Below are 16,900 nucleotides of genomic sequence, written 5' to 3' on the forward strand. Positions count from 1 at the left end.
TCCAGAAGCCGTGTGGGCGGGCTGTGGTGAGGCCAGGGTGACGGCCCGGGTCCGCCCGGCGACAGGGTCGCGACGGGATGAGCGGTTCGGCTCACGTCAGCGCACGAGACCGTCGTACGTTGGCCCGATGACGCCTTCTCCCGCGGAAGCTGATCTCATCATCACCGGATGCACCGTCCTCGTGCACGACGATCACGAGCGGATCGGGTTCGAGGAAGACGCCGCGATCGTCGTACGGGACGGGCTCGTCGAGGCTGTGACCGGCGCCGACGAAGCCGGGGGCCTGCCGACCCGCGAACGGATCGACGCGCGCGGCCAGGTCGCCATGCCCGGGCTCGTCAACTGTCATACGCATGCCCCGATGGTCGCCCTGCGCGGCGTCGCCGAGGACCTGCCGACCGAGGAGTGGTTCAACGACGTCGTCTGGCCCATCGAGTCCAACCTCACCGAGAAGGACGTCGAGTTGGGCGCGCGGCTCGCCTGCGCCGAGATGATCCGCGGCGGTGTCACCTGCTTCGCCGACCACTACTTCGCGATGGACGCGGTCGCCGCCGTCGTCGACGAATGCGGGATCAGGGCTCATCTCGGGGAGGCATTCTTCTCCTCCCAGGGTCCTCAAGGGCGGGAGAAATCCCTGGAGTTCGCGCTACGTCACCGGGGCGGTGCCGGCGGCCGTATCACCACCACCCTCGCCCCGCACGCGCCGTACACCGTCGACGACGCCGACCTCGCCGCCACCGCCGAACTCGCCCGCGAACACGGCCTGTCCGTCCACATCCACGCCTCCGAGAACCGCGACCAGACCGACGTCAGTCTCGAACGCCATGGCGTCACCCCGATCGGGGTCCTTCAGCGCACCGGCATCCTCGACACCGATGTCCTGATCGCCCACGGCACCGGCATCGTCGACAGCGACCTGCCCGTTCTGGAAAGCGCCGCGGGCCGCGTGGCCGTCGCGTCCGCACCCCGCGGCTACCTCAAGTTCGCCTGGCCCACCACCACGCCGATCCGGGCGCTGTACGACATCGGCATCCCCGTCGGACTCGCCACGGACGGCGCCGCCTCCAACAACTCCCTCGACGTGTGGGAGTCGATGGCGCTCACCGCCCTCATCCAGAAGTCGACCACCGGCGATCCCCGTTGGCTGACCTCCCGTCAAGCTCTGCACCACGCAACGCTCCAGAGCGCCCGGGCGGTCGGCCTCGGCGAAACCCTCGGCACCCTGCACCCCGGCCGCCGGGCGGACATCATCCTCGTCGACCTCACCGGCCCGCACGCCCAGCCCGTCCACGACCTCGCCGCGACCCTCGTCCACAGTGCTCGCTCCTCCGACGTACGCACGACGATCGTCGACGGGCGGGTCCTGATGCGCGACCGAGAGCTGCTCACCCTCGATGTTCCGGCGGTGGTAAGGGAGTTGGGGGAGCGGATGCCGGCGCTGCTCGACCGGAGCCATGGTCGGCGCATCCAGGATTACAAGACGTGAAAACCGGTCGCAGAGTAGTGCTTTGGCGCCAACCACCGGTGACCGGGCAGTCGCGGTAAGTGGTTTCACGCTACACAGGTAGGCCGGGACGTACTCGTCTGACGGAGGGCCGGCCGGTGGAGCTCACGATCAACGTCGCGGTGCTGCTAGCTGTGATCATCGTGCTGCGGCTGGGGCGCCGAACCCAAGCCCGAAGCCGGAACGACGAGAAGGCGACCGTGGCCATCGTGCTGGTGTTCGGCATACTCATCGCCCCCACCGCCTTCGGCCGGGGAGTTCTCGACGTCGTCGGTCAACTCGCCCAGGGCATAACGCAGTCGGGCGGGTGATCTCGTGAAGGTGGCAGCGCCCTTAGGCTGATCCCATGGATCCCGCCGACGGCCTCCTCGACCACCCGTACGACGTCTACCGGCGCCTGCGCGACACCGCGCCCGTGCACCGCATCGCCGGACCCGACGGCACCCCCGCCTGGATCGTCACCCGGTACGACGACGTGCGCGCGGCCCTCGCCGATCCGCGGCTGTCCCTGGACAAGCGGCATGCCACGGCGGGTACCTACAAGGGGTTCTCGCTGCCTCCCGCGCTGGACGCCAACCTTCTGAACATGGACCCGCCCGACCACACCCGCGTCCGGCGCCTGGTCGGCCGGGCCTTCACCGCACGTCGTATCGAGCAGCTGCGTACGCCGATCCGGCGTACCGCCGACCGACTCCTCGACGCGCTCGGACCGCACGGCACCGCCGACCTGGTGGCCGCCTACGCCGCGCCACTGCCGATCACCGTCATCTGCGATCTGCTCGGCATCCCGGACCAGCACCGCCTGGACTTCCGCGTCTGGACCGACACGCTCGTCGCCCCGGATCCGGCCGCACGGCCCGAGGCCGCCAAGGAGGCGGTGGTGGCCATGCTCGGCTACTTCACGCAACTCCTCGCGGACAAGCGCAGCGAGCCCGCCGACGACCTGCTCTCCGACCTGATCGCCGTGCGCGACGAGGGCGACCGGCTCAGCGAGGACGAGCTGATGTCCCTCGCCTTCCTCATCCTCTTCGCCGGCTACGAGAACACGGTGCAGCTCATCGGCAACGCCGTGCTCGCCCTGCTGCAACACCCCGAGCAACTGGCCGACCTGCGCAAGGACATGTCGCAACTCCCGGGCGCGGTACAGGAGTTCCTCCGCTACGAAGGCCCCGCCCTGCTCGCCATCCGCCGCTTCCCCGTCGAGGACGTGACCATCGGCGGCGTCACCGTCCCCGCCGGCGAGACGGTCTGGGTGTCCCCCTCCGCCGCGGACCGCGACCCGGCCCGCTTCCCCGACCCCGACCGCTTGGACCTCGGCCGCGATGCCTCCGGCCACCTCGCCCTCGGCCACGGCATCCACTACTGCCTCGGCGCACCGCTGGCCCGCGCCGAGACCGAGATCGCCCTGGCCGCGCTGCTGGAGCGGTTCCCGGAACTGGCGCTCGCCGAGGACGAGTTGCGGTGGCGTCCCTCGCTGCGCGCCCGAGGCCTGGTCGCGCTTGCGGTGACGTACTGAGAATTCGGGTGGAGGAATGAGAAGCCGAGTGACGTACTGAGAAACCGAGAAAAAAATCTTCGCGAGTCGCGATGAGTTCCGCTGCCCCCTCCGGTCACCACTCAGAACGGGACCGTTGCACAGGAGGGGCCATGTCGCTTCCGGAGATCGTCTCGCGCGAACAGTGGCGCGCGGCGCGTGAGGAACTGCTGATCAAGGAGAAGGTCATCACGCGCGCGCGGGACACGCTCCACGCGCAGCGGCGCGGGCTGCCCATGGTCGAGGTCGACACGGAGTACGTGTTCGAGGGCGGCGACGGCAAGGCCACGCTGCTGGACCTCTTCGAGGGGCGGTACCAACTCGTCGTCTACCACTTCATGTTCGCGCCCGAGTGGGACGCCGGCTGCCGCAGCTGCTCGGGCTTCCTGGACCAGATCGGCCATCTCGCGCATCTGCACGCGCGCGGGACGACGTTCGCGGCCGTCTCCAGGGCGCCGTACACGAAGATCCTGCCGTTCAAGGCGCGGATGGGCTGGACGCTGCCCTGGTACTCGTCGTACGGCAGCGACTTCAACCACGATTTCGAGGCGACCCTGGAGCACGAGGGGGAGCTCTCCGAGCGGCCCGGCGTCAGCTGCTTCCTGCGGGACCGCGACCGTGTCTTCCACACCTACTCGACGTACGAACGAGGCCTCGACGGGCTCGGCTCCACCACCAGCCTGCTGGATCTGACCGCGCTGGGGAGGCAGGAGGAGTGGGAGGAGCCCAAGGGGCGCGCGTCCGCGCTCGGGGCGCCTGCGGGCAGTGAGCGTATTCGGTATCACGACGAGTACGAAGGTTGATACAGAGAGTGACGGACTCCTCGAATTAGTGAACGAGTCCTCACACTCTGCGGTGAACGAGTGTCAACTACGTCTCAGTACCGTCACTTCGCGAGGCGTTCACCCCGACTTTGGCGTTTAACTCTATGAGTCAGCGCTACATGGAGGTGCAGGGTGAACGGGCGAACAGTGCTCGAGCGCTTTCCCGCAGGTGGACCGCGAGGTTCCTGGCCGGCGGAGGAGTTCGCACAGGCGCAGCGTCGGAAAGGCCTGCCCGCGGAGGTCGTGATGGACCTCGCCACGGACACGTTCCTGGTGATCGTGCGGGGCGGCGACGCCGTCGCCGACATCGCCGCCTGATGACGGCTAGCTCGCCTTCGGCACCCGCGTGGTGAACTGCTCCGCCTGGAGGGAGTACAGCTCCGCATAGACGCCGCCGGTGGCGAGCAGTTCGTCGGGTGTGCCGGACTCCACGAGCCGGCCCTGATCGAGGACGTGCACCAGGTCCGCGTGGCGCACGGACGCCAGTCGGTGGGTGATGAGGATGACCGTCTGGCCGGTGGAGGCCAGGGCCCGGATCTTCTCGAAGACCTCCAGTTCGGCCCGTGCGTCCAGGGCCGCCGTCGGCTCGTCGACGATCAGGATGCTGCCGCGCCGGTAGGCCGCCCGGGCGATCCCGAGCCGCTGCCACTGGCCGCCGGACAGCTCGTGCCCGCCGCTGAAGTGCCTGGCCAGCAGGGTGTCCAGACCGCGTGGCAGGTCGGCGACCACATCCTGGGCGCCGGCCTCGGTGACGGAGGCGGCCAGGCGTTCCTCGGTGAGCGGGGCGGAGGAGCGGCCGATGGCCACGTTCACCCGGGCCGTGAACGGCCAGCGCTTGAAGTCCTGCGCCACCATCGCGACGCGCTCGGCGAGTTGATGCCGGTCCGCTTCGGCCGCGTCGACCCCGTCCCACAGGATCCGGCCCCCGTCCGGGGTGTACAGGCCCGCCAGCAGCTTCACCAGGGTCGTCTTGCCGGAGCCGTTCTCCCCGACGAGCGCCACGATCCGGCCGAGCGGGACGGTGAGCGTGACATCGTCCAGGGCGGGGCGGGTGGACTCACCCGGGTAGCTGAACGTGACCTTCTCGAAGCGGATCTCGCGTGGGTCCTCGGGCAGGGCGTCCCCGCCGACCGGGATCGCCCGTTCGGCCGCCTCGACGTACAGCCGTTGCAGATCGCCCACGAACAGCGCCTCCTCGTGGAGTGCGTTGACCTCCAGGACGAGGGTGTCGAGGCTGGAGGAGCCGGTGCGGATGGCGATCACGGCCGTGCCCGCCACCGACAGGGCCATCGCCCCGGCGAGCAGCAGACCGCCGAGCGTGGCGTACGTCGCCACCATCGCCAGGCCCGTCCAGGCCGCCGCGAACAGTCCCGTACGGGCCGCGAGCCGCGCCAGCCGTGCCTGCTCCGCCTCCGCCGTCTCCGCCATCGCCCGGTAGTGGCGCAGCAGGAACGGGCCGACACCGTGCAGCCGGATCTCCGGTGCCGCGGCGGGCTCGATGAGCAGTTCGCTGATGAGGTGCCCCGCACGGACGTGCTGCACCCAGATGTGGAACGACTGGTACCGGCGCCGTGCGTTCGTCAGGGCGCTCCACGCGCTCGGCAGCGTCATCGTCGCGAGGAGGGGCAGCAGGGCCGGATGCAGGACGGTCAGGACGCCGGCCGCCGCGATCAGCGAGATCATCGCGTTCACCACTCGGGTGCTGTACGAGATCATGCGCCGGGCCGACTGGGCGCCGTACTTCGCGGTGTCCAGCAGCTTGTGGAAGGCGTGGTCCTCGATCGCGGCCAGCTCCACGGCCGCCGCCCGCTCCAGATACCGCTCGGTGGCCACCCGCTCCACCTTCGGCTCAAGACGCCCGGTCGCGTACGTCGACGCCGCCCGCAGCAGTGCCGATACGAACATCACCGCGGACACCGTGACCAGTGCGGGCACGGCGCCGCGCAGCCGGTCCTCGATGGCGCCGCCCGACAACAGGCGGCCCAGCACGCTGTTGACCGCGAGCAGGCTCACCGCCTGCGCCAGACCCCGGCTCACCTCGGCGATCAGCACGGTCCGCGCCGCCTGCCGGTCGGCCTGCCAGGCCAGCCGGAGGCTGGATGTCAGCATGCCGGGCAGCCGGGCCAGCATGGCCCGGAAGTTCAGCTCCAGAAATGCGTCGCGATGCTGGTTCCAGCCCGTGTCGTAGCGCAACGGGCCGCCGAAGAGCAGCTGCTCCGACTCGGAGACCTCGGGCCTTTCCGTATCGCGCTTGCTACTGACCACCGTGGCCTCCCCGGACGTGGACGACGGCCACTATCGCGGGACATATGCCCACGGGGGAGAGCGCAGACAAGGGAGGTGGGAGCGCGCGGGCGCACGCCCTGTACTTACGCGGTCACCGGCCGCGACCACAAGGGGGTCGTGCCCGTCACCCGGCACACGGCCAGATACAGCGGGATCGGCGGGGTGTAGGGCAGCTTGCCGTCCGGGCGGTGGATCAGGCCGGGCGCGTGCGGGCTGTCCGGGATCAGCGCGCCCGTGGCATACCGCACGGGGGCCGGCCACTCCAGGGCGTAGTCGGAGTCGGACGGGACGATCCACCACCAGTGCGTCTCGTCGGCGTAGACGCAGCCCACGCGGGGCAGCCGGGGGAGCACCAGCGGGCCGAGGTGGGCGGGCACCGCCACCGCGTCGCAGCCGAGGGGGACGATCATGCCCTCGGGGACGGGCAGTCGCCGGGGTGCGGTGGGGGAGTTCAGTCCGCGGCGGAGGCGGACCAGCGTGTCCAGGGTCAGCCCTCGGCCGCCGAACCCAGCGCCTACAGCCATTCGGCCCCCGCCCCGTGCCCGTCGTGGGGACGCGCCGCGAGGCCGTGGCGCTGCTGCGCTTCGTGTCCGTCGTACCTCTCGTGCCGGTCCGCGTTCTCCTCGCCGCCGGTCGAGCCGCCGGACGGGCCGGGTTTCGGGCGGGCTCCCCAGCCGAGGTCGCCCCGCGGTCCCGGGATGCCCTCCGCGGTCTCGCGCGCCAGCTCCGCCCAGACCAGCAGGCCGAGGCCGTGTTCCTGGGCGCCCCAGGCCCGGCACAGTGCGTCGACGAGGAACAATCCCCTCCCGTGCTCCTCCTCGGACCGCCCGCAGGCCGGGTGGGGCTCTCCCGGAGCGCAACCCTCGTCACGGACGGCTATGCGCACCAGGTCACCGCCGTCGTGCAGCTCGCACACTATGTGGGTGCTCGCCGTGTGCACGATCGCGTTGGTGACCAGCTCGGAGATCACCAGGACCGCCGAGTCACAGGCGTCCTCACCCACCGACCAGCCGGTCAGCCGGGCGCGCGTCAGACGTCTCGCCTGTGCGGGAGAACCCGGATGGGCGGCCAGCTCGAAGCGGAACCGGCGCTCGGTAGCGGCCCCACCTGGGGCGACTCCCTCCCCCACTCTCGAATGGGCTCGAGCGGGGGGACCCCCACCGGCGCCCAGGCCGAGCGGGCCTGTGGCGGCGTCTGTTCCTAAAGGCGCGGACGGAATCACGCTTGCCACTATCGCCCCGCCGTGAACACTTGGCAAGTGTCACTCTGAAAATTGCAGAGTGCTGTGTGACGCCGTCGAGGGCCGTGGCACACTGCTCGCAACAGCACGTTGAGCGGCGCCACTTGAGACCACCGCAGGTCTGACCAGATCTTCGAATAGGTCTTCGAATGGCGCCGCCGGGCTGTCAGGATTCTTTTTCGTGGAGGTGGAGCGTGAGCGAGCCGCGGTCCGCGCCGACGGTCGGCCAGGTCGTCCTCGGCCGGCGCCTCCTCGACCTGCGGGAACGCGCCGGTCTCAAGCGCGAGGAAGCCGCCCGTGTCCTCCGCGTCGCCCCCGCCACCGTCCGCCGTATGGAGATGGCCGAGGTCGGCCTCAAAATCCCGTATCTCCAACTGCTGCTGAAGTCGTACGGCGTCTCCGAGGACGAGGCGGGGGCCTTCGTGCAGTTGGCGGAGGAGGCCAACAAACCCGGCTGGTGGCAGCGCTTCCACGACATCCTGCCCGGCTGGTTCTCCATGTACGTCAGCCTGGAGGGCGCGGCTGCCCTGATCCGCAGTTACGAACCGCACTTCGTCCCCGGCCTGTTCCAGACCGAGGACTACGCCCTCGGGGTCCTGAAATCGGGTGCCATCGGCCAGACCCGGCCCGAGGACATCGAGCGCCATGTCGCGCTGCGCATGCAGCGCCAGGATCTGCTCACCCGTCCCGACGCCCCCCGTCTCTGGGCGGTGATGGACGAGACCGCCCTGCGTCGGCCCATCGGGGGCCCGGAGGTGATGCGTGCTCAGATCGACAAGCTGCTCGAGGTCACGAAGCTGCCCAACGTGACGTTGCAGGTCGCCCCGTTCTCCAGCGGGCCGCACCCCGGCACGTACGGGCCCTTCGTGCTGTTCCGATTTGCCATGCCCGAACTCCCGGACATGGTCTACAGCGAGTACCTGACCGGCGCCGTCTATCTGGACGCGCGTGAAGAGGTGGCGACCCATCTCGAGGTCATGGACCGCATGGCGGCGCAGGCCGCTACGGCACATCGCACGAAGGAGATCCTCCGGGATCTCCGCAAGGAGCTGTGAATGGAACGCATCAAGTCCCAGCCCAGGCCGCGGATCCGCGCCGAGCGGATCTACAACGGCATGCCCGCCCGGGAACTGGGCAGCGAGGGCTGGCACAAGCCGTGGAGCGGCGGCAATGGAGGCAACTGCCTGGAAGCGATGAAGCTCGCCGACGGCCGGATCGCCGTACGGCAGTCAACCGACCCCGACGGGCCGGCACTGATCTACACCTCCGACGAGATGACGGCGTTCATCGAGGGCGCCAAGGCGGGGGAGGCGGACTTCCTGCTGTCCTGACTTTGCCTTGCGATTTGATTCATCAACTTCCCTAAATTGGTACTGACTTGATTACTTTCCGTCCTACACGCTTACGGGGTGCCGAATGACCGGGCAGGACACCGGCCGTAACGCCGTCGAGATCGACACCAGCAAGCCGCATCCCGCGCGGATGTACGACTGGTACCTCGGCGGCAAGGACAACTACCCGGTCGACGAGGCCATGGGCCGTCAGATGCTCGCCCTCGATGCCAGGGTCCCGGTGATGGCGCGCGTCAACCGTGCCTTCATGCAGCGGGCCACCCGCCGGCTGGCCCAGCAGGGCATACGGCAGTTCCTGGACGTCGGCACCGGCATCCCGACCGAGCCGAACCTCCATCAGGTCGCCCAGGAGATCGCGCCCGACGCGCGCATCGTCTACTGCGACAACGACCCGATCGTGCTCGCCCACGCCGGGGCCCTGCTGCGCGGCACGCCCGAGGGCGTGACCGAGTACCTCCAGGCCGACGTCCGCGACCCGGACACGATCATCGACGGCGCCAGGAAGGTCCTCGACTTCACCCGGCCCGTCGCGCTCTCCCTGGTCGCCCTGCTGCACTTCGTCCCTGACGAGGACGGCGCCCACGCTCTGGTCGCCCGGCTGCTGTCCGAGCTGCCCTCCGGCAGCTACCTGACGGTCACTCACGCCACTGCCGACTTCACCCCGGAGGAGTCGAAAGCGGCGGTGGAAAAACTGAGAGCCGCGGGCGTGACGCTGGCCCTGCGCTCCCGCGACGAGTTCACCCGCTTCTTCGACGGTCTCGAACTGGTAGAGCCAGGCGTCGAGTTGCCGCACCAGTGGCACCCCGAGCTGGGCGAGCCGGTGCCGGGGCAGGACGACGGGGTCATTCCCGGGTTTGGGGCGGTGGGGCGCAAGCCGTGACCGGCGGGGGGCTCGGGTCGGGCGGGCTCAGAACCAGGACGCGAAGCGGCGCGGTGCGTCCACCAGGCGGCTGACGACGATCACCGGCATCGGCGGCTGCTCCGCTTTGTCGGGGCTGAGATTCAGCCCGTAGTAGATCTGCTCGATCGACGGCGGTCCGACCGCGAGGTTGCGCCGGACCGCCTGCGTCGACGACTCCTCACCGGTGTGCACGAGGTAGGCCGCGGCCATCGTGCCCGTACGGCCGACTCCGGCACCGCAGTGCACGAACACCGGCCCGGACGCGTTGGCGACGATGCTCAGCAGATGCTGGACCTGCTTGGGCGTCGGCGGCTGCCCGTCACGGATGGGCAGGCGTACGGACTTCAGCCCGGCCTCGCCGGGTTCGGCGAGCTGGGCCGCGCTCAGGTCCTCGGCGCGCAGGTCGACGACGGTGGTGAAGCCCATGCCCGTCAGCGCCCGGTACCCGGCGGGGGAGGGGGCGGCGCCCCGCCACAGCTTTCGGTCGGGGTCGACCGGCCGGAAGTTGTGGACGCCCTGGACGGTACGGGTCCCCGCAGGTGCCGGTGTCTCCGCCTTCACCCAGTACGAAAGGCCCAGGATGCCCCCGCGCCGGCAGCCCACAGGGCGAAGTAGCCGATGACGACGGCGGCGAGGATCCGCATGGCCCGCTGTGGCAGCGGGCGCTTGGGCAGGACAGGGCGGCGCGGGGTTGCGGTGACGACAGCCATGAGCGACCCGGGGGACTAGGGGACGAGGGCGCTTTGGCATCGTAACCCCGGGCGTGTGCTCATCTGTTCGAGCTATCTGTTTTGTACTTTATGTCTCGGTTGTCATGCCTCGGTCGTCACGGGCGCCGGCGTCGCCGATGCCGATGCCGGCCACCATGAGGTGCGCACGGTCGAGCGTCGCGTCCTCCAGGCAGCCGCGCAGCCGCATGCGGTCGTGCTCGCCGAGCGCGGGCCGCACGGCTCCGGCGAACAGACCGTCGCCGAGGTCACCGAGTGTCGCGTGGTGCAACGGCACGGACGTGGAGTCCGGGCACCGCTCCCAGAGTTGCTGGGCGGCGAGGGACCGCCGTTCGGTCGTCATGCTCGCGTCGCGCGTATCGACCTGGAAGGGCACGGAGGTCGCCTTGCTGGTGTTCTCGGCTTCCGCCCGAGCGGCGGCTCGCGCGGCGGGCGGCCGTCCTCAGCGCGCCCGCCCCGGTCGTGGACGACGACCTGGAGGACCTGCCGCCGCCGGGCACGCGACGCTCGCGGGGCGGGACGGCGCGGGTCGTCACCGTCTTCGTCGTCGGATCCGCGCTGCTCGCCGCGCTGATCGTCGAGTTGGCCGAGCTCACTCAGACCCGACCGGCACGAAGACGTACGTCCGCTCGGCGGGGTCCTCCAGCCAACGGAACCGGCCGTTGCCCTCCGGCTCCGACGCCGTGGTGCGCAGCCGGGTCAGTACGTCCTCCTGCCGCGCGATCAGCTCCCGCTGCCGCCGGTCGGTGTCCCGCACCCGCTCCTCGATCCGGGCCAGCCGCCCCAGCGTCACCAGCCCGAGCAGCATCACCTCGACGACCAGCAGCAGGACCCCGCACAGGATGGCGCGCTGCCACTGCCACCGGTACAGATACACGACCAGGTAGGTCCCGGCTCCGGTGGCGGCCAGGGCCCCGATGACGAGCGCGACGCGCCTCACGGCCCCTCCCACGCCTGTACGTCGCCGGTGGTCCCGTCGAGGGTGAGGCGGGTGCCGGGCGGGACGCGGCGTACGGCGTCCGTGGCACCGACCACATCGGGGAGCCCCAGCTCACGGGCCAGCACCGCGAGATGCGACAGCGGGCTGCCGGTCTGACGGGCCTTGGTCATATTTCGGCCATAGGCGAATTCGGTGACCGGGTCGGTTCGCTGACGGCAGGCATCGGCTCAGCTTGTCGAGGGCCGGCACTGTGCTCAGTTCGCCGACGGCAGTACGTCGCACAGCGCGTCCAGTGCCGCCGCGTATGCGTGCTCCGAGGGCGTCGCGTAGCCCACGACCAGTCCGTCGTCGATCGGCATGTCGGTCTCCGGGTGCCGGAATTCGGCCAGCCCGTCGAGCGCGACGCCTCGCCACGCGGCGGCCTTGAGGGCGGACCGCTCGGTGCCGGGTGGCAGCCTGAGTACGGCGTGCAGTCCGGCTGCCACACCGGTGACCTCGATGTGCGGCGCGTGCTCGGCGAGCGCCGCGACGAGCCGGTCGCGGCGGCGCCGGTACCGCTGCCGCATCCGCCGCACATGACGGTCGTACGACCCGGAGACGATGAAATCGGCCAGGCTCAGCTGATCGAGGACGCTCGCCCACGCCTCCCGCTCGCCCTTGGCTTCGAGTACGCCGCCCACGTACCGCTCCGGAAGCACCATCCAGCCGAGCCGCAGCGCGGGCGACAAACTCTTGCTGACCGAACCGATGTGGATCACTCGCTCGGGGTCGAGGCCCTGGACGGCGCCGACGGGCTTGCGGTCGTAGCGGAACTCACCGTCGTAGTCGTCCTCCAGAATCACCCCGCCACGCGCGCGTGCCCAGTCGACGACGGCGGCCCGCCGCTCCGCGTGCAGCGGGCCGCCGGTCGGGAACTGGTGGGCGGGGGTGAGCAGTACGGCGCGCTCACGCGCCAGCCGGTCGACGCGGGCGCCGTCGTCGTCGAGGGGGAGCGGCACGGTCCGGACTCCTGCCGCATGGAGGAGTTCTCTGTGGAAGCCCAGCCCGTACGCCTCCACCGCCAGCGGTCCGCGCAGTACGCCGCCCCCGAAGAGCAGCCGCAGGGCATGGGCGAAGCCGGAGCAGATAACGATGCGGCCCGGCTCGGTGCGTACGCCACGCGCGCGTGCCAGATATTCGGTGAGCGCCTCCCGCAACTCACGCCGCCCGGCCGGATCGCCGGGTCCGAACACCTCGTTCGGTGCCGACTGGAGGGCCCGCCGGTAGGAGGCCAGCCAGGCCGCGCGCGGGAACCCCGACGCGTCCGGGGTGCCCTGGCGCAGATCGTGCCGTGGGCCACGCGCGCGTGGAGGTGCCTTTTTGGGCACCCGCTCGGCGTGTCGCAGGGGTTCGGCCCGGTCGGCAACCCGCGTGCCCGAGCCCTGACGGGCGGTGAGCCAACCCTCCGCGACGAGCTCCGCGTACGCGTCGGCCACCGTGTTGCGGGCCACGCCGAGATCGGCGGCGAGCGAACGGTACGGCGGCAGCCGGGTGCCCGGAGCGAGCCGGCCGCCGCGCACGGCATCGCGCAGTGCCCGGATCAGTGCGGCCCGCCGCCCGCCGGGTCCCGACAGCTCCAGATGCAGGTCGGCACCGATCCGCTCCGCGGAATTGACCCATGATTCCGTCATGGAAATGCACCCTACAGCGGGTCTTTCCGGCTCATAGATTGATGCCCATGACGACGAACACGAACGCGACCGCAACTGCCTCCGCCTCCGCTGTGACCATGCCGACCACGCAGGCCATGGCTGAAAAGACCCGCATCAACCTCGCCAAGACCGCCCCGAAGGTTTTCCGCGCCCTCATCGGCTTCGACGCCGCCGCCCGCGAGGGTCTCGACCCCGCCCTCGTCGAGCTCATCCAGATCCGCGCCTCGCACCTCAACCACTGCGCGTACTGCCTGCACATGCACACCAACGACGCACGCAAGGCGGGCGAGAGCGAGGACCGGCTCCACATGGTCCCCGTCTGGCGCGAGGCCCGTCACTTCTTCACCGAGCAGGAACAAGCGGCCCTCGCCCTCACGGAAGCGGTCACGCTGATCGCCGACGGAGGCGTCCCGGACGACGTCTACGCCCAGGCCGCGGCCCACTTCGACGAGTCGGAGCTGGCCCACGTCCTGTCCCTGATCCTCGCGATCAACACGTGGAACCGGGTGGCCCTGTCGACGGGGAAGGTGGCGGGCACGGACGAACGCTGAGGCGGCGGGGCTCTGTTGCGACCTGATATGTGGCGCGGTGACTCGGCGTCGCCGCTACACCACCATCGGCCGGTCATACGGCCCGATCGGCGCCGGCAGCCGCGAACTCCCCGTCAGATGACGGTCGACGGCCGCCGCCACCGCCCGTCCCTCCGCTATCGCCCACACGATCAACGACTGCCCCCGCGCGGCGTCCCCGGCGGCGAACACGCCGGGAACGTTCGTGGCGAAGTCGGCATCCCGCGCGACCGTGCCCCGAGGCTCCATCGCCAGCCCCAACTGGTCGACGAGCCCGTCCCCCCGATCGGGCCCGGAGAAGCCGAGCGCGAGCAGCACGAGGTCGACGGGCAACGTCCGCCCGGTCCCCGACAGCGGCCGCCGCTCCGCGTCCACCTCGACCAAGTGCAGTGACCGCACATGCCCGTTGCCGTCGCCGGTGAAGCGGAGCGTGGACGCCGCGAACAGCCGTGCGTCCGCATCCGCCGCCGGCGCCGTCCGCAGCTCACCGGCCTCCTCGTGCGCGGCCGACAGCCGGTAGATCTTCGGATACGTGGGCCAGGGCTCGGCGTCGTCGTCCCGCTCACCGCCGGGCTGTGCGTAGATGTCCAACTGCGTGACGGACGCGGCACCTTCGCGCACCGCCGTGCCCAGACAGTCCGCCCCGGTGTCACCGCCGCCGACGATGACGACATGCTTCCCGGCCGCCGACATCGGCGACGACTCCAGATCACCCTCGCACACCCGGTTGGCCAGCGGCAGATACTCCATGGCCTGCTGAATTCCGGCCAACTCCCGCCCCGGCACGGTAAGTTCACGCCATGCTGTCGCTCCCGTGGCGATCACGACGGCGTCGTACCGCGACCGCAGCTCCGCGGCGCCGATGTCCCGCCCGGCCGCCGTCGACGTACGGAACTTCGTGCCCTCGGCCCGCATCTGCTCCAGCCGCCGCTCCAGATGCCGTTTCTCCATCTTGAACTCGGGGATGCCGTACCGCATCAGCCCGCCCAGCCGGTCGTCCTTCTCGTACACGACGACCGTGTGACCGGCCCGGGTCAACTGCTGTGCGGCGGCAAGCCCGGTGGGCCCCGACCCGATCACCGCGACCGTCCGCCCGGAGAGCCGGTCCGGTGGCCGCGGCGGCGCGAACCCCTCCTCCCAGACCCGGTCGGCGATGGCGCACTCGACGTTCTTGATGGTGACCGCGGGCTGGTTGATGGCCAGCACACAGCCCGCCTCGCAGGGCGCCGGACACAACCGGCCGGTGAACTCGGGGAAGTTGTTGGTGGCGTGCAGCCGGTCTGCAGCCGCCCGCCAGTCCTCCCGGGAGACCAGATCGTTCCACTCGGGGATCAGATTCCCGAGCGGACACGCCTCGTGGCAGAACGGCACCCCGCAGTCCATGCACCGATCGGCCTGCTTGCTGATGATGGGCAGCAACGCCCCCGGGACATACACCTCGTCCCAGTCCCGGACCCGCTCCTCGACGGGCCTGCGGGGCCATTCCTCGCGGGGCGTCGTCATGAAACCCTTGGGATCGGCCATGGCCGTCTTCCTCAGATACGCGTGCGACAGGCCGTGCGTCATCGGGCGGCACTCTTTCGGCCACGATACGTCCCTCCGGCCACACCCGCAGAGTGCGGGACAGCGCTTTCTCCGGGGTTTCCGTGCGGCGGGGCACGTGCTGCCTCAGGCGATGGCCAGCACGTACGACACCGCCGCTGCGGCCGAGGCGACCGTGCGGACGTGATTCCACGCGGTCCACTCGCGCACATACGTCGGCCAGTACGCGGCCGCCTCCGGAGTTCCCGCGTCCAGCTTGAGCAACGCGTCGTTGCGCGGCACGTTCGCGACCATCGTCAGCCCGAACGAGCCGAACAGATACAGCCCGCTGCCCAGCAACAACTCCACGGTGCCCTCGTCCGGCCACAGCACGAACGTCACCACCGCGATCACCGCGCACAGCACGGCCGAGCCGATGAACACCAGCATGAAGGGCGGCCGCAGTGCGGCCACGTTGATCGCCTTCATCGCGGCGACACCCTGCGCGGGCGGCAGCGCGGCCAACCCCCGCATCACAAAGGTCGAGAACGCGCAGAAGACCCCGGCCACCAGCCCGGTCCCCACCACACCCACCACCGTCAGCACGAAGTACGGCCCGTCGATCGCCATCTCAACATCAACTCCCGCGTCGGCCGAGATCCTGCCCGGCACCATCCGTCACCACAAGTGAAAACCCGTACGAGATCGGTAACCATGGCCCATCCGCGCGACGACATACGCGAGAGTCCAGGGCCCGATCCCACTCTGAGCCGTCGACCGGGCCTCGGCTCGTCGGCCCCGGTTCGTCGGTCCCGGCTCATCGGCACCGGTTCGTCGGTCCCGGCTCACCGGCAGTGGGAGGCGCCGAGGGACCGCCCCGGCACTCCCGACCGGCCTCAAGCCACCCCCGCCACCCGCCAAGCCCCCAGCCTCGCCTCCACGACCGCCGCGATCCGCCGCCGCGCCTCATGTCGCGGAACCCCGCTCATCAGCAGTTGGTCGTACGGCGTGTCCACATGCCGCACGGACGCCACGACCGCCGACGTCACCGCCCCCTCGGACAGCGCTCGCCCCGCCGCACTCCGCCCCACCCGCCCACTGCCGCGCACGGACGCATGAGCCGCGACCTCCCACGCCCGCTCCTGAGGGCAGCCGGGAAACAGCCGCCCTATCTCGGCCGCGAACGCCGCCGTGAACCGCAGGTCCTCCCCGGCCCGCCGCGCGGCATCCCGCACCCGTCGCCGCCGCCGTGCCTCCGCGTCCACCAGGCACCGCTCCTCGGCCCGGGCGAGCGCCGCCTCCTCGACCAGGACGCCCTGCCGCTCGTACCGACCCCTGCGCCGGTTGAACCGCACGACCACCGCCGACAGCCCGCTCTCCTCCCGCGACCTGCGCGTCAACGCCGTGTCGCCGCGCGGCAGAAAGACCAGATGGCCGAGGTCGGCACAGTCGAGACACCGCGGCACGCCCTCTTCCAGGACCAGCAGTGGCAGCGGCCCGCGGTGACATGCGGAGCAGCTCCGTCTCTTGACCGGCTGGAAGACCAGAAGCCCGGCGTGGCGCACGGGAGTTGCAAGGGGTGCCATATGCGGTTCATTCCCGCTGGTGCCCCGCGATCCACGCCGGATTTCCGCCCCTCGTCACCGTGCCGACGTACTGTGCTCCGGCATCTCGCGGCCGCCCAGCAGACGGAGGACCGGCACGCCCTTGTGCGAGCAGAGTCGTGCCCCGGTTGCCCGCCCGGGTCTGCCCGGGTCCGCCCGGGGTGAGCTCCCTGTTCCTCGACTGTGCCCACCCCGCCTCGCGAGGC

At 70.6% G+C, this 16,900-nt stretch carries 21 protein-coding genes; 9 read left to right on the plus strand and 12 right to left on the minus strand.

Going from position 1 to position 16,900, the window contains the following annotated elements:
* The first annotated feature begins 127 nt into the window (after positions 1-127).
* The 5 genes from ACIHFB_RS11275 (at position 128) to ACIHFB_RS11295 (ending at position 4,180) form a co-directional block, all read left to right on the plus strand.
* Positions 128-1,486 carry an amidohydrolase gene (locus ACIHFB_RS11275; RefSeq protein ID WP_400126484.1) on the plus strand — a complete coding sequence of 453 codons (1,359 nt, stop codon included), beginning with the start codon at positions 128-130 and terminating at the stop codon, positions 1,484-1,486.
* A gap of 116 nt (positions 1,487-1,602) precedes the next feature.
* Positions 1,603-1,815, plus strand: coding sequence for a hypothetical protein (locus ACIHFB_RS11280; RefSeq protein ID WP_365277832.1), 213 nt, complete (start codon positions 1,603-1,605; stop codon positions 1,813-1,815).
* Between the two features lie 35 nt (positions 1,816-1,850).
* On the plus strand, positions 1,851-3,020 hold the full coding sequence (locus tag ACIHFB_RS11285) for a cytochrome P450 (protein WP_365277835.1): 1,170 nt from the start codon (positions 1,851-1,853) through the stop codon (positions 3,018-3,020).
* 131 nt (positions 3,021-3,151) lie between these two features.
* Entirely contained in the window at positions 3,152-3,841 is a 690-nt protein-coding gene (locus tag ACIHFB_RS11290) for a DUF899 domain-containing protein (RefSeq protein WP_400126486.1), read from the plus strand.
* A gap of 153 nt (positions 3,842-3,994) precedes the next feature.
* On the plus strand, positions 3,995-4,180 hold the full coding sequence (locus ACIHFB_RS11295; protein ID WP_365277841.1) for a hypothetical protein: 186 nt from the start codon (positions 3,995-3,997) through the stop codon (positions 4,178-4,180).
* A gap of 6 nt (positions 4,181-4,186) precedes the next feature.
* Here ACIHFB_RS11295 and ACIHFB_RS11300 read toward each other — a convergent pair whose 3' ends face one another.
* The 3 genes from ACIHFB_RS11300 to ACIHFB_RS11310 all read right to left on the minus strand — a co-directional run bounded on the left by ACIHFB_RS11300 (position 4,187) and on the right by ACIHFB_RS11310 (position 7,406).
* Positions 4,187-6,127, minus strand: coding sequence for an ABC transporter ATP-binding protein (locus tag ACIHFB_RS11300; RefSeq protein ID WP_400126488.1), 1,941 nt, complete (start codon positions 6,125-6,127; stop codon positions 4,187-4,189).
* Positions 6,128-6,231: 104 nt separating this feature from the next.
* Positions 6,232-6,672 (minus strand): hypothetical protein, encoded by a 441-nt coding sequence (locus ACIHFB_RS11305; protein ID WP_365277843.1) that lies wholly within the window; start codon positions 6,670-6,672, stop codon positions 6,232-6,234.
* Positions 6,663-7,406 carry an ATP-binding protein gene (locus tag ACIHFB_RS11310; RefSeq protein ID WP_365277846.1) on the minus strand — a complete coding sequence of 248 codons (744 nt, stop codon included), beginning with the start codon at positions 7,404-7,406 and terminating at the stop codon, positions 6,663-6,665. The genes ACIHFB_RS11305 and ACIHFB_RS11310 overlap by 10 nt, the downstream gene beginning before the upstream one ends.
* A 176-nt stretch (positions 7,407-7,582) precedes the next feature.
* Here ACIHFB_RS11310 and ACIHFB_RS11315 point away from each other — a divergent pair, with 176 nt between their 5' ends.
* The 3 genes from ACIHFB_RS11315 (at position 7,583) to ACIHFB_RS11325 (ending at position 9,620) form a co-directional block, all read left to right on the plus strand.
* Positions 7,583-8,443 (plus strand): helix-turn-helix transcriptional regulator, encoded by an 861-nt coding sequence (locus ACIHFB_RS11315; RefSeq protein WP_365277849.1) that lies wholly within the window; start codon positions 7,583-7,585, stop codon positions 8,441-8,443.
* On the plus strand, positions 8,444-8,719 hold the full coding sequence (locus ACIHFB_RS11320; RefSeq protein ID WP_210587520.1) for a DUF397 domain-containing protein: 276 nt from the start codon (positions 8,444-8,446) through the stop codon (positions 8,717-8,719).
* Between the two features lie 85 nt (positions 8,720-8,804).
* Entirely contained in the window at positions 8,805-9,620 is an 816-nt protein-coding gene (locus tag ACIHFB_RS11325) for an SAM-dependent methyltransferase (RefSeq protein ID WP_400126491.1), read from the plus strand.
* A gap of 27 nt (positions 9,621-9,647) precedes the next feature.
* Here the strand turns inward: ACIHFB_RS11325 and ACIHFB_RS11330 are convergent, their stop codons facing one another.
* The 6 genes from ACIHFB_RS11330 to ACIHFB_RS11355 all read right to left on the minus strand — a co-directional run bounded on the left by ACIHFB_RS11330 (position 9,648) and on the right by ACIHFB_RS11355 (position 12,979).
* The gene (locus ACIHFB_RS11330; RefSeq protein ID WP_400126493.1) at positions 9,648-10,202 is read right to left on the minus strand and encodes a dual specificity protein phosphatase family protein; all 555 of its coding nucleotides are present in this window, start codon (positions 10,200-10,202) and stop codon (positions 9,648-9,650) included.
* A complete protein-coding gene (locus tag ACIHFB_RS11335) occupies positions 10,199-10,351 on the minus strand; it encodes a hypothetical protein (RefSeq protein ID WP_365277858.1) in 153 nt (50 codons plus the stop codon). The genes ACIHFB_RS11330 and ACIHFB_RS11335 overlap by 4 nt, the downstream gene beginning before the upstream one ends.
* An 88-nt stretch (positions 10,352-10,439) precedes the next feature.
* Positions 10,440-10,745, minus strand: coding sequence for a hypothetical protein (locus ACIHFB_RS11340; protein ID WP_400126494.1), 306 nt, complete (start codon positions 10,743-10,745; stop codon positions 10,440-10,442).
* A gap of 216 nt (positions 10,746-10,961) precedes the next feature.
* Positions 10,962-11,309 carry a hypothetical protein gene (locus ACIHFB_RS11345; protein ID WP_365277864.1) on the minus strand — a complete coding sequence of 116 codons (348 nt, stop codon included), beginning with the start codon at positions 11,307-11,309 and terminating at the stop codon, positions 10,962-10,964.
* Positions 11,306-11,479, minus strand: coding sequence for a PEP-utilizing enzyme (locus tag ACIHFB_RS11350; protein WP_400126495.1), 174 nt, complete (start codon positions 11,477-11,479; stop codon positions 11,306-11,308). Before ACIHFB_RS11350 ends, ACIHFB_RS11345 begins: the two co-directional genes overlap by 4 nt.
* A gap of 84 nt (positions 11,480-11,563) precedes the next feature.
* Positions 11,564-12,979, minus strand: a complete 1,416-nt coding sequence (locus ACIHFB_RS11355) for a PLP-dependent aminotransferase family protein (protein ID WP_400126497.1) — start codon at positions 12,977-12,979, stop codon at positions 11,564-11,566.
* Positions 12,980-13,077: 98 nt separating this feature from the next.
* Here ACIHFB_RS11355 and ACIHFB_RS11360 point away from each other — a divergent pair, with 98 nt between their 5' ends.
* Positions 13,078-13,551 (plus strand): carboxymuconolactone decarboxylase family protein, encoded by a 474-nt coding sequence (locus ACIHFB_RS11360; protein WP_365278288.1) that lies wholly within the window; start codon positions 13,078-13,080, stop codon positions 13,549-13,551.
* 54 nt (positions 13,552-13,605) lie between these two features.
* Here ACIHFB_RS11360 and ACIHFB_RS11365 read toward each other — a convergent pair whose 3' ends face one another.
* The 3 genes from ACIHFB_RS11365 to ACIHFB_RS11375 form a co-directional block, all read right to left on the minus strand.
* A complete protein-coding gene (locus ACIHFB_RS11365; RefSeq protein WP_400126499.1) occupies positions 13,606-15,093 on the minus strand; it encodes a glutamate synthase subunit beta in 1,488 nt (495 codons plus the stop codon).
* A gap of 144 nt (positions 15,094-15,237) precedes the next feature.
* Positions 15,238-15,720, minus strand: coding sequence for an anthrone oxygenase family protein (locus tag ACIHFB_RS11370; protein WP_365277877.1), 483 nt, complete (start codon positions 15,718-15,720; stop codon positions 15,238-15,240).
* 266 nt (positions 15,721-15,986) lie between these two features.
* Positions 15,987-16,676, minus strand: coding sequence for a DUF2293 domain-containing protein (locus ACIHFB_RS11375; protein WP_400126501.1), 690 nt, complete (start codon positions 16,674-16,676; stop codon positions 15,987-15,989).
* Positions 16,677-16,900 lie beyond the last annotated feature (224 nt).

The organism is Streptomyces sp. NPDC051963 (genome assembly GCF_044593495.1).
Classification (GTDB): Bacteria; Actinomycetota; Actinomycetes; order Streptomycetales; family Streptomycetaceae; genus Streptomyces.